This window comes from Tessaracoccus lacteus (assembly GCF_029917005.1).
Taxonomy (GTDB): Bacteria; Actinomycetota; Actinomycetes; order Propionibacteriales; family Propionibacteriaceae; genus Arachnia; species Arachnia lactea.
Window position 1 is genome coordinate 414,216 of the sequence record NZ_CP123967.1, and the last position, 11,627, is coordinate 425,842.

General features: G+C 70.1%; 8 protein-coding genes and 1 tRNA gene. 4 read left to right on the forward strand and 5 right to left on the reverse strand.

From position 1 onward, the window contains the following. Positions 1 to 21: 21 nt before the first annotated feature. A complete protein-coding gene (gene argS, locus QH948_RS01815) occupies positions 22 to 1,656 on the forward strand; it encodes an arginine--tRNA ligase (protein ID WP_281145263.1) in 1,635 nt (544 codons plus the stop codon). A gap of 418 nt (positions 1,657 to 2,074) precedes the next feature. On the opposite strand, the gene ppgK is transcribed toward argS, so the two are convergent. The 4 genes from ppgK to QH948_RS01835 form a co-directional block, all read right to left on the reverse strand. Next, a complete protein-coding gene (gene ppgK, locus QH948_RS01820) occupies positions 2,075 to 2,845 on the reverse strand; it encodes a polyphosphate--glucose phosphotransferase (RefSeq protein ID WP_281145264.1) in 771 nt (256 codons plus the stop codon). A gap of 184 nt (positions 2,846 to 3,029) precedes the next feature. After that, on the reverse strand, positions 3,030 to 4,469 hold the full coding sequence (locus tag QH948_RS01825) for a PH domain-containing protein (RefSeq protein WP_281145265.1): 1,440 nt from the start codon (positions 4,467 to 4,469) through the stop codon (positions 3,030 to 3,032). Continuing rightward, complete coding sequence (locus QH948_RS01830; RefSeq protein ID WP_281145266.1) at positions 4,469 to 5,002, reverse strand: PH domain-containing protein; 534 nt, start codon at positions 5,000 to 5,002, stop codon at positions 4,469 to 4,471. The genes QH948_RS01825 and QH948_RS01830 overlap by 1 nt, the downstream gene beginning before the upstream one ends. Before the next feature lie 76 nt (positions 5,003 to 5,078). Then, positions 5,079 to 5,723 (reverse strand): DUF1707 SHOCT-like domain-containing protein, encoded by a 645-nt coding sequence (locus tag QH948_RS01835; protein WP_219081551.1) that lies wholly within the window; start codon positions 5,721 to 5,723, stop codon positions 5,079 to 5,081. A 372-nt stretch (positions 5,724 to 6,095) separates the two neighbouring features. On the opposite strand from QH948_RS01835, the gene QH948_RS01840 reads away from it, so the two are divergent. Both QH948_RS01840 and QH948_RS01845 read left to right on the forward strand, forming a co-directional pair. After that, positions 6,096 to 7,214, forward strand: a complete 1,119-nt coding sequence (locus tag QH948_RS01840) for a 6-phosphofructokinase (RefSeq protein WP_281145267.1) — start codon at positions 6,096 to 6,098, stop codon at positions 7,212 to 7,214. A gap of 3 nt (positions 7,215 to 7,217) precedes the next feature. After that, positions 7,218 to 8,543, forward strand: coding sequence for a serine hydrolase domain-containing protein (locus tag QH948_RS01845; protein ID WP_281145268.1), 1,326 nt, complete (start codon positions 7,218 to 7,220; stop codon positions 8,541 to 8,543). Here the strand turns inward: QH948_RS01845 and QH948_RS01850 are convergent. Next, positions 8,530 to 11,331, reverse strand: coding sequence for an FAD-binding and (Fe-S)-binding domain-containing protein (locus QH948_RS01850; RefSeq protein ID WP_281146226.1), 2,802 nt, complete (start codon positions 11,329 to 11,331; stop codon positions 8,530 to 8,532). The two genes, QH948_RS01845 and QH948_RS01850, sit on opposite strands and share 14 nt — an antisense overlap. Before the next feature lie 168 nt (positions 11,332 to 11,499). Between QH948_RS01850 and QH948_RS01855 the strand changes: the two genes are divergently transcribed. Then, positions 11,500 to 11,573, forward strand: a tRNA-Gly gene (locus QH948_RS01855). Positions 11,574 to 11,627 lie beyond the last annotated feature (54 nt).

Below are 11,627 nucleotides of genomic sequence, written 5' to 3' on the forward strand. Positions count from 1 at the left end.
CGGGGTGACACAATTGACCCCATGCAATCGCTGCCTGCCCTACTTGACGCGCGCCTGCGCGCGCTCACCGGTGTCGATCCCGAGATGCGCCCCGCCACCAAGCCCCAGTTCGGTCACTTCCAGTCGAACGTCGCGCTGAGGCTCGCCAAGCAGCAGGGGCGCCCGCCGCGTGAGGTCGCGGCCGACCTCGTGGCGCAGTTGGACGTCGAGGACCTGTGCGAGCCGCTGGAGATCGCTGGGCCGGGCTTCATCAACTTCCGGATGCGTTCCGACGTGCTGGCCCGGGCCGTGTCGTCGCTGCTCGAGGACCCGAACGACGGGCTGAATCCGGCCCGCTTCCCGCAGCGCGTCGTCATCGACTACTCGGCGCCCAACGTCGCCAAGCAGATGCACGTCGGCCACCTGCGGACCACGATCATCGGCGACTGCTTCAACCGCGTGCTCAGCGCCCTGGGCAACACCGTCATCGCGCAGAACCACATCGGTGACTGGGGCACGCAGTTCGGCATGCTGATCGAGGAGGTCCTCGATGAAGGCCTCGACGTGCGCACCCTCACGCTGGCTGACGCCGACGCGCTCTACAAGCGGGCCGCCGCCAAGTTCAAGTCCGATGAGGAGTTCGCCGCCCGCGCCCGCGCCCGGGTGGCGACGTTCCAGGGCGGCGACGAGGAGTCGCTGGCCATCTGGCGCGGCCTCGTCGACATCTCCAAGCCGGCCTTCAACGTCGCCTACGAGCGGCTGAACGTGCTGCTCACCGACGATGACATCGCCGGCGAGTCGACCTACAACGACGACCTGCCCGTGCTCGTCAAGGAGCTCGAGGACTCCGGCGTCGCCGTCGTCGACAACGGCGCGCTGTGCGTGTTCGTCGACGGCTTCGACGCCCCGCTGATCGTGCGCAAATCCGACGGCGGCTACGGCTACGCCACCACGGACCTGGCGGCCATCCGCCGTCGCGTGCGCGAGCTGCATGCCGACCGCATCATCTACGTCACCGACGCCCGCCAGGCCGGCCACTTCGCGCAGGTGTTCGCCGCGGCGCGCAAGGCGGGCTTCCTGCCCGACGACGTCGTCGCCCAGCACGTCGGCTACGGCATGGTGCTCGGCCGCGACGGCAAGCCGTTCAAGACCCGCGACGGTTCGGCGGCGACGCTCGAGTCGCTGCTCGACGCCGCGGAGGAGCAGGCCGCGCCGAACATCGCGCTCGCGGCCATCAAGTACGCCGACCTCAGCAACGGCCTCCAGAAGGATTACACCTTCGACGCGGAGCGCATGGTGCAGACCACCGGCGACACCGGCCCCTACCTGCAGTACGCGCACGCCCGGGTGTCGCAGATCCTGCGCAAGGCGGAGGCCGAGGACATCCACTTCGGCGCCGTCACGGTGCTGGCCGACCCCGTCGAGCAGCAGCTGGCGCTCCTGCTGAGCCGCTTCGGCGAGGTCGTCGACGACGTCGCCCAGAACCTGACCCCGCACAAGCTCTGCGGCTACCTCTACGACCTGGCCGGCTCGCTGGCGTCGTTCTACGAGGCCTGCCCGGTGCTGAAGTTGGAGGGCGACGTCCGCGCGTCACGCCTCGCGCTGTGCGAGGCCACGCGTCGCGTCCTGGCCGCGGGACTGTCGCTCCTCGGAATCGACGCGCCCGCCCGCATGTGACGACGAGAGGGGCGGGGTCGGGGAGCCCCTCGACCCCGCCCCTTCGTCGTCGTCCCACGTGGCAGCCCCACCCCCGAAAACCGTTCAGTGATCGATTCTCCCCGGTCCGGCATCGAGAATCGCACACGAGCCAGGCCGACCGGGCGCCTCAGCGTCGACCTGGCGGAGGCGCTGTGCGCTTCCCGTGGTCAGACCGAGGGGAATCGACCAGTGCCCGTTTTTCGGAGGAAGGGAGCAGGAGAGCGAGACGACGGGAGGGGCTTGCGCGGTGCACAACTGTGGCCTGGTCCCCATCACGCGCGCAATATCCGGGTGCTCCGGCTCAGGCCACTCTTGTGCACGGGAATGTGCGACGAGGGGGCCGACCTCGCGGTCCGGCCCCCTCGGGTACGTCTCAGCCGTCAGGCCAACTCAGCTCTCAGACCAGGTCGGGGTGCTCGTCGGCGTCGCGGGCGGCAAGCGCCGCGCCGATGATGCCGGCGCGGTTGCGGAGTTTGGCCGGGATGATCTCCGTGTTGAGGTCCAGCAGGTGGCCGAACTTGTCCCAGTCCTTCGACACGCCGCCGCCGACGACGAACAGGTCGGGGGAGAACAGCATCTCGACATGCTTGTAGTAAGGCTGCAGGCGCTTGGTGGTCCACTCCTCGTAGGAGATGTTCTCCTTGTCCTTGATCGACGACGCCGCGTAGGTCTCCGCGTCGCGGCCGTCGAGCTCGAGGTGGCCGAGTTCGGCGTTGGGGATCAGCACGCCTCGGTAGATGATCGCCGCGCCGATGCCGGTGCCCAGCGTCGTGAGGATGACCAGGCCGTTGTTGCCCTTGGCGGCGCCGAGGTGGACCTCGGCGAGGCCGGCGGCGTCGGCGTCGTTGACCAGCGTGATCTTGCGACCCAGCTTGTCGGACAGGTACTCGTCGGCCTGCAGGCCCGCCCACTTCTGGTTCAGGTTGGCGATGAAGGGTACGCGGCCGTGCACGACGGGGGCCGGGATCGTCAGGCCGATGGACGTGTCGCCGATCTGGCCGGAGAACTCGTCGACGATCTCGCCGAGGATGGCCGCGACGTTGCTCGGGGTCGACTTCTCCGGGGTGGGGATGCGCAGACGCGGGGCGGCGAAGTCGCCGGCCTCCAGGTCCACGGGGGCGCCCTTGATGCCAGAGCCGCCGACGTCGATACCCAGGTAAATGCTCATGGCGAAAATCCTACCGCTGGTTGACTCGAAGTGGCGGGCGGCCCTCGTCAGGTGGCAGCCCACTCGGCGTGGGCGTTGACGGTCGCGGCGCCGCCTCGATGGTCAGCGTGCCGTCGCCAGGCCGCAGGGAGACTCCACCGGCGGACCCCGACCCTCGAGGCGACCCTCCTGGGGAGGGATCAGCTCAGCGGTCGGCAGCTGTGCGGGCGAGGCGGGCGAGGCGGACTTGCTCGAGCATCACCTGGCGGGCGACCTGCGCGTCGAGGTGGTAGAGCCGCAGATCGACGGGGCCGTCGGTGGTGTGGATGGCCACCGTCGCGACGCGCAGCCACCGCTCCAGCGGACCTTGGCGGAGCCCGGCGGACTGCATGCGACGGTGCGGGACGATGGTGCGCGTCTGCGTCAGCAGTCCGTGCTGGGCGACGATGACCTTGTCGTCGAAGCCCCACGTGTGGCTCCGGAACGTGACCGGGGTCAGCCAGCGGGCGCGCGCAGGCTGGGGCTGCGGCTGGATCGAGTCCAGGTCGACGTCCGGCCAGATCGCGTGCAGCACCGCGGCCACGTCCTCGGCGGTGCCATAGGGGAGGATCAGCGCGTTACTGCCCTCGTTCTCGTCGCCGACGTCGCCGTAGCCGAGCACCGTCACGCTCACCGAGTACAGACCGAAGGGTCTGTGGAGAATGTCCTGGCGAACCTGCAGGCCCTGTATGCGACGGGGGTGCAGTCCCTGCGCCGCCTTGTTGAGCGCACCCCGCGAGATGTGGAGCGTCTCCCCACGGCGCGTCATCACGAAGCCCCAGTTCTTGCCTGTCTGGCTCCAGACCCAGCCGCCGACGGCGAGCAGGGCGGGGATGGCTGTGATGGGCTCGCCCGCGACGAGCCCGACGATGAGGACGGCGGCGGCGATCACCACCCACACGGCCGTGTTGCTCGACACGAACGCGCCGATCAGCAGGTTCCTGGGGCCGACCCGCGCGACGACCACGTCCTCCGTGGACTCGAGGACGCGCGCGGGGTTTTCGGCCGGGGTCGTGATCTGGGTGGCGTCGGGGGGCGTCGGCAGCCCGCGTCGCGCTCCGCGCATGCGTGCTATCAGGTGGTCGCGCAGCGATTCGGCGCGTGCCAGCGAGAGGTAGACGAGGTCCGCGCCGCCGGCGCCGCCAACGTCGATGTGGACCTTCGCCAGTCCGAGCAGTCGGGCTACGATCGGCTGGTTGATGTCGACGGACTGCACCTTGGTGTAGTCGATGCGGGTCGAGGTCTGGGAGAGGAGGCGTCGCTCGATCCTGAACTCCTCGTCGTCGGCGATGAACGTTGTCATCCGCCAGGTCAGCACACCGGAGACACCCGCGATGATCGCGTAGATGCCCAGGACGACGCCGATGATCACCACGCTGCCGCCGAGTTCCTCGCCCTCCAGGATCTCGCGGGTCAGGAACCACGCCGCGGCGACCAGCGCGATGCCGCCGCGTGCCAGGCCAGTCAGAGGGCTGGGTCGCTCGACGATCTTCTCCGTCACGGGAGCCGGGGCGGCTGGGTTGGCGGGATGCTGCCCTACGGGGTCGGGATCGACGGGGCCCTGCGTCGGCGTTGGCAGATCGGGTTCCGTCTGCGGGCCCGTCATCAGATGCCCGCCTGCTGCTGCTCGCCGCGCGAGATGAGGCGGTCCCGTAGAGCTGCGGCGTCGGCGGCGGCCAGGCCGGGGATGTTGATCGTTCCGCTGGTCGAGGACGTGACCATCTTCACGCTCGCCAGGCGGAAGGCGCGGTCGAGGGGTCCGGCCTCGACCTCGACCAGCTGCATCCGGCCGTAGGGCACGCACTGGAGCGAGCGCCACCACAGCCCGCTCGTCAGGTAGACGTCCTCGTCGCGCTCGGCGTAGCCCCAGCGTCGGAACACCCGTGGAGCACGGAACATGCGCCAGGCGATCCACGCCACGGCCGCGGCGAGCGCGGACCAGGGGAGCCAGCTCGGCAGCCGGTCCCACCCGAGGAAGATTGTCACCGCGACGCCGACAGCCGCAAACAGGAGCCCCCACACGACAGGGATCAGGACCAGCTTCATCCGCAGGTAGTTCGGCGACAACCGTTGCCAGGCGACCCCGGGCGGGGCGAACGGGTCGTCGAGCGTCGGGGTCTGGTCAGGGGCGTTCGTCACGGCGCGTACTTCTCACACTCGATCTGTATTAGACGTCTAATACAGTAGCAGGGGCTGTGGGCGGCCGGTGGCGCCCCTATTGCGCGAACTTCTCGTACTTGCGCTGCTTGGCGATGCGCGGCCCGAGCACTGTGACCTCGCCCATGATGACCGTGCCGACGAGCGTGAGCACGATGCCGTCGGGGTGCGGCGCGACGCCGTCGACCTTCGTCTCGGCCATGACGTTCGTGATCTGGGAGGTGTTCACCTCGACGCCCTCGGGGACGCGGATCTTCACCTCGCCCATCAGCACACCGACGTGAACCGTCGTGTGCCGCGACGCGAACGTCGCCCCGACGAGGTCGAGGCGGACCTCGCCGAGCCACGAGTTGAGGGTGAGGTCGCCTGCGACGGTGCTGATCGAGCCGGACTTCTGCGTCGACAGGATCGCGTTGGCACCCGTGTAGGCCCCGGGGATCGCGACGCTGTCCAGCCGCTGCGCGGCCGGTGCAGGGGTGGCCGGCTGCGCGGCGACGTGCGGGTCGCGGGGGAGCAGGTCCGCCGTGAGTACGTCCAGGTCGCCGAAGGTCTTGGCGTCGTAGGCGGTGGCGATGCGGTCCGCGTGCTCGTCGAACGTCAGCCGTCCCTCCGCGTAGGCGTTGTTGAGCACCTGCGCGACCAGTTCGCGGTCCTGATCGGCGCAGCGCAACTGGTCGAATCGCGGGGTCATGTCGGTGGCCATGGAACGATCCTACGGCGGGGCGCCGGCGCAGGAACAGGATGGGGAACCCGAACCGGGGGCGGGTCAGGGACCACCCTGGGATCGGCGGTCCGCGGCTGGTCGGGGCCGGGGTGCACCCTTCGCTTCGCTCAGGGCGCTTCGACAGGCTCAGCGAACCGGGCTTCGACGGGTCCTCGTCTGCGGCTGGCGTCCACAACTGTGGCCAGGCCCGGAGCACGCGGGAATAGAGCGCGTGCTGGGGCTCTGGCCACAGTTGTTGCACGGGATGCTCTGGCGCGGGGCGGGGAGTTCGGGTACGCGTGGGGAAACTGCCACTGCCCAAGTGACGGTCGACGGCAATAGGGTGTGGCCAACAGGCTCTGAGGAGGAACGATGACCAGACGAGTGGGAATCCTGACGGCCGGCGGCGACTCGCCCGGCCTCAACGCCGCCATCCGCGGCTTCGGCAAGGCGGCGCTCGGGCACGGCATGGAGCTCATCGGCTTCCGCGACGGCCTCAAGGGGCTCGTGGAGGACCGCTGGCAGGAGCTCGACGGGCAGGCGTTAGCCGGGATCCTCACGATCGGCGGCACCATCCTCGGAACCTCCCGCGACAAGCCGCACAAGATGGTCGTCGACGGCGAGGTCCGCGACATGACGCCGACCATCATCGAGAACTACGAGCGCAACCAGCTCGACGCCATCGTCTGCATCGGCGGCGGCGGAACGGCGAAGAATGCGAACCGCCTGTCGAAGGCCGGGCTGAACGTCATTCACCTCCCGAAGACGATCGACAACGACATCGCGCACACCGACACCAGCTTCGGGTTCTCGACGGCGCTCGGCATCGCCACCGACGCCGTCGACCGGCTCCACTCGACTGCGCACTCGCACCACCGCGTGATCGTCGTCGAGATCATGGGCCACAAGGCCGGGTGGCTGGCGCTCGGCGCAGGCATCGCCGGCGGGGCAGACATCATCCTCATCCCCGAGATCCCGTACTCAATCGAGTCCGTTGCCGAGTCCGTCCGGGGCCGCGCCGCGTCCGGGAGACCGTTCTCGGTCATCGCCATCGCCGAGGGTGCCCGCGACCTCCAGGGCTCCGCCGACCTCGCGGCCGCCGTCGCGCTGAAGAGCAGTGCGACGTCTCCGGAGGCCAAGGCGGCAGCCGACAAGCACAAGGCGTCCGTCGAGGCGGCGCACCGCGACAACGCCTTCCGCGTCGCGTCCGCGCTCGAGTCCGCGACCGGGCTCGAGTCCCGCGTCACGATCCTCGGCTACGTCCAGCGGGGAGGCACCCCCGACGCGAACGACCGACTCCTCGGCACGCTCCTCGGCTCCGCCGGCGCCGACCTCGTGGCCGCGGGCGAGTACGGCGTCACCGTCGCGTCGCAAGGCGGCGACGCGGTCCCCGTGCCGCTCGCCGAGGTGGCGGGCAACCTGAAGACCGTCCCGCTCGACCACCCCTGGCTCACTGCGGCCCGCGGCGTGGGCACCGGCCTGGGCGACTGACCGGTGCCGCGTCGTCGGCGGGCGGTCGTCGCGGGCTCGGTGGTCGCCGCCGTGGCCCTCGTCGCGGCGGCCGGGTACTGGTCGGTGCGGCCGCTCCTGCGCACCGGCACGGGCTACGCGGCGCACAGCAACTGCGCCGTGACGCACCTCGCGGGTCGCGACGACCCCGCCTCTGACCTGCCTCCCAACCCGCTGGTTCCGTTCCTCGTCTCCCAGGCTGGGGAGGCTTCGGCGACGGTGACCGTGCTGGGGGCGCTGGCCTGGCAGACGGCCTGGTACTCGCCCGGCCTGGGCTGCACGCTGGGCTCCGGTCCCGTCGACGCGCAAGAGCCGACGCCCGTCGAGCCCGCGACGCTGGAGGTGGCGCCTGACCCCGCCCTCGACGGCGCCCTGGCTGCGGCCTTCGGCGACGACCTGGACGCACAGGCCCGCGACGAGCTGGGCACCCGCGCGGTCGTCGTGCTGCGGGACGGGGAGGTCGTCGCGGAGCGCTACGCCGACGGGTTCGACGCCGACACGCGCCAGCTGGGCTGGTCCATGACCAAGTCCGTCACCAACCTGATGGTCGGCCGCATCATCCACGACGGTGACACCACCCTCACGCTCGACAGCGATCATCTCCGCGGCGAGTGGGAGGGCGATGCGCGCGCCGGAATCACCGTGGACGACCTCCTGCGGATGACCGGCGGGCTGGCCTGGGACGAGACCTACGACCTCGGCACGCCCATCACGCAGATGCTGTACGGCGAGCCGGACATGGGTGCCTTCGTCGCCAGCCAGCCCGCGACCCACGAACCGGGCACGTTCCAGCAGTACAGCTCGGGCTCGACGACGCTGCTGTGTTCGGTGTTGGCCGGGTCCGTCACCGGCGACGGACCGCTGCTGCCCCACGACGTCCTGTTCGAGCCGCTCGGTCTGTCGACGGCCGTCCTGGAGCCCGATGCCGTCGGCACACCCGTGTGCGGCTCCTATCTCTGGGCCACGCCACGTGACTGGGCTCTCATCGGTCAGTTCGCGCTCGACGACGGCGTCGTCGACGGCGTGCGGCTGCTGCCAGACGGGTGGATGGCCAGTTCGACAACCGTCGAAGAAGTGGCGGAGACGGATTCCCCGAACCTCGCCGCCTCATGGTGGGTGAATGAGCTGCCGGACGGCACCCTCATGAACCCGGAGCTTCCGGCCGACACATACTGGGCCAGCGGCCACGACGGGCAGCGCGTCTACGTCGTGCCGAGCGAGGATCTGGTCGTCGTCCGACTCGGCTTCTCGCCGTCGGCCGACGACATCCGTGCGGACCAGCTGGTGGCCGACGTCGTCAGCGCCAGCTGAGTCTGCCCCTGGCCGGTGCGTCCTGCGTGGGGCGCGTCGCGCGGGCGAGGAGTTCCAGGATGTGCAGGTACGTCCGGCCCGTTGCCTGCGACATGCCGATCTCGCACGTCCGGTTGAGCGACGCGTAGGCCGCGTACTCGCGGCGGCCCAGCTCTGCGGCCATCTCGCGGGTCGCGGACCGCGTCAGCTCGGGGTGCAGCAGGCCACGGTCGCCCGCGAAGCCACAGCAGGCCCAGCTGTCGGGGACACGCACGTCGTCGCTGATGAAGCGCGCCACCTTCATGAGGTCGTCGTTCATGCCCGCGCGCGTCGATGAGCACGTGGGGTGCACGGCCAGCGATGCGATGGGCGAGATCACCGACAGCCGGGGCAGCAACTCGGCGACGGCGAACTGCACGACGTCGCGCACCTCGACGTCCCAGTCGTCGGCCATGCGTCGCAGCGACTGGGTGCAGCTGGAGGCGTCGGTCACGATCGGGACGCCGGGAGGTAGGTCGATGGCCGCGCGGACCCGGTCGCGCATCACGGCGTAGCCCTCGTCCATGCCCTTGGCCTGCCACGGCGCCCCGCAGCACAGGCCGGCCGCGTCGAGGAGCGTGACGCGCACGCCCGCGCGAAGGCAGAGTTCCCGGAAGGCGGCGAAGACGCCCTCGTCGGAGGAGGATCCGAGCATCGACTGCAGGCAGGACGGGAAGTAGGCCGCCACCCCCGGCGTCGTGTAGCTGCGACTGCGCGGGCGGCGCTTCAGCCCCGACCCACGGGGCAGCGAGGCCGCATAGTCGGGGACCGCCTCGGTGCCGAGGGCGCGCCGACCGATCCCGGTGGCCGCCTTGGCCAGCGGCGGCGCCGTCTTCGCGACGGTGAGGGCGGCGGACCAGAGCCGCGTGAGCAGGCCCCACGAGCGGGCGGCGTTCTTCCAGGACGTCCGCTCGGTGGGCGTGGCGGCGTCGGCGCGTTGCCGGCGGACGAGGGACCCGGTGTCGATGCCGAGAGGGCAGGCCAGCGCGCACATGGAGTCGACGGCGCAGGTGTCGATCGCCTCGTACTGGTACTCCTGATCGACGCGCGCCAGCAGCTCAGCGTCGTCCCCGCGGGCGGCGATCTCGCGGCGCAGCACGATCCGCTGGCGTGGGGTCAGCGTCAGGTCGCGCGACGGGCAGCTCGACTCGCAGAACCCGCACTCGATGCACCCGTCGACGGACTCCTCGATCGGCGGCATCAGCTTGAGGTGGCGCAGGTGCTCGTCGGGGTCGTCGGTGATGATGACGCCGGGGTTCAGGATGCCCATCGGGTCGAAGAGGTGCTTGATGGCGCGCATTACCTCGAACAGTTCGTCTCCGTACTGCTGGTGCACGAACGGAGCCATGGCGCGGCCGGTTCCGTGCTCCGCCTTGAGCGCGCCGCCGCGCTGCAGAACCCTGCGGACCATCTCGCGGGTGAACTTGCGGTAGCGCTTGAGGCCGGTCGCGTCATCGAAGCGCTCGCTGAGCAGGAAGTGGACGTTGCCGTCCTTCGCGTGCGCGAAAAGCGGCACGTTTCTCACGCCGTAGCCGTGGCGGTCGAACATCTCGTCGAGGTCGGCGAGCATGCCGGGCAGCTGGTCCAACGGCACGCAGATGTCCTCGAGCAGCGTCGTCGCGCCAGACGGGCGGACCCCCGCGACCAGCGCGTACAGCGACCGGCGGAGTGCAAGCAGCTCCCGCCGGGTGGCCTCGTCGGTGGTGATGAGGAGCTCGCCGAGGATCCCGAGCGCACGGAGCCTGGCCGCCACGGTGCTGAGCCGGAGTGTCAAAGCGGTGTCGTCCTCGTCGTGGAGCTCGACGATCAGCGCCGCCTGGGTCGTGACGTCGGCGTCGCGGAACTCGTCGGGGCTCCCGGGCTGGTGTTGGAGGACCCGCAGCGTCGCGGCGTCCATCAGTTCGATCGCCTGGCAGTCCTCGTCTGCCAGCGCGACGGCGGCCACGGAGGCCGCCTGCAGGTCGGGGAACACGGGGACAAGGACCGCGGTGAGGCGGGGCAGTGGCACCGTCCGGAACGTCGCCTCGGACACGAAGCCGAGCGTCCCCTCGCTGCCGATCAGCAGGTGGGAGATGATGTCGACGGGGCGGTGGAAGTCCATCAGGGCGTTGACGCCGTAGCCCATGGTGTTCTTCATGCCGAAGAAGTGGTTGACCTGCGCGATGGAGTCCGGGTTGGTGCGCAGCCGTCTGCGGAGCATGTGCAGGCCGCCGACGAGGTGCGTCTCCTCGAGGCGAAGCGTCATGTCGGCGGCCGGGTCCGCTGTGTCGACGACGCGCCCGCTCGGCAGGGCGAACACCATCGACTCCAACGTGTGGTAGCTGTTCTGTGCCGTGCCGCACAGGACGCCGCTGGAGTTGTTGGCGATGATCCCGCCGATCGTGCACGCGATCGCGCTCGTCGGGTCGGGTCCGAGGCGGCGCCCGTACGGAGCGAGCCGGGCATTGACCGCGCTCAGCGTGGCGCCGACGCCCGCACGCACGCGGCGCCCCTCGTCGAGGACCTCGACGTCGCGGAACCAGCGGCGCGTGTCGACCAGGGTCTTGTCGGTCACGGCCTGGCCGCTGAGGCTCGTGCCGCCGGATCGGAAGGTCATGGGGCGCCTGGTCCGAGCCGCCTCGGACATCAGGAAGGCCACATCCTCGATACGCGTCGGGGTGATGACCTCCTTGGGAGTCAGGAGGAAGTGCGAAGCATCGTGCGCCATGGCGAGGCGAGTGATGGCGCGGCTGTCGCGCGTGATCGGTGCCCTTGCAGCCTCCTCGCTCATCACGGTCGTCACACTACTCAAGCGCGGCGCTTTCGGCACGGCGACCGCAGCGGCGATGCGTCGGCCCGCGACCCGACGGCATCTTCCCTCTCGGTGGCCGGCGATCTGGTCTGATGGGAAGGGGGCTGGCGAGACCTTCCGCGGAAAGCTGCTAACCTTGGGTTCGTCGCGGGCGTAGCTCAATGGCAGAGCGCTAGCTTCCCAAGCTCGATACGCGGGTTCGATTCCCGTCGCCCGCTCCATGATGTCGGCTTGTTCAGCCCGTGGTTGGCTCTTGTCAGTGGGGTCTGCTCAAC

Excerpts from the sequence above, each read along its gene's own strand:
- QH948_RS01840 (WP_281145267.1), top strand. The coding sequence starts at position 6,096 with ATGACCAGACGAGTGGGAATCCTGACGGCCGGCGGCGACTCGCCCGGC.
- ppgK (WP_281145264.1), bottom strand. The coding sequence starts at position 2,845 with ATGAGCATTTACCTGGGTATCGACGTCGGCGGCTCTGGCATCAAGGGC.
- QH948_RS01850 (WP_281146226.1), bottom strand. The coding sequence starts at position 11,331 with ATGAGCGAGGAGGCTGCAAGGGCACCGATCACGCGCGACAGCCGCGCC.
- argS (WP_281145263.1), top strand. The coding sequence starts at position 22 with ATGCAATCGCTGCCTGCCCTACTTGACGCGCGCCTGCGCGCGCTCACC.
- QH948_RS01825 (WP_281145265.1), bottom strand. The coding sequence starts at position 4,469 with ATGACGGGCCCGCAGACGGAACCCGATCTGCCAACGCCGACGCAGGGC.
- QH948_RS01835 (WP_219081551.1), bottom strand. The coding sequence starts at position 5,723 with ATGGCCACCGACATGACCCCGCGATTCGACCAGTTGCGCTGCGCCGAT.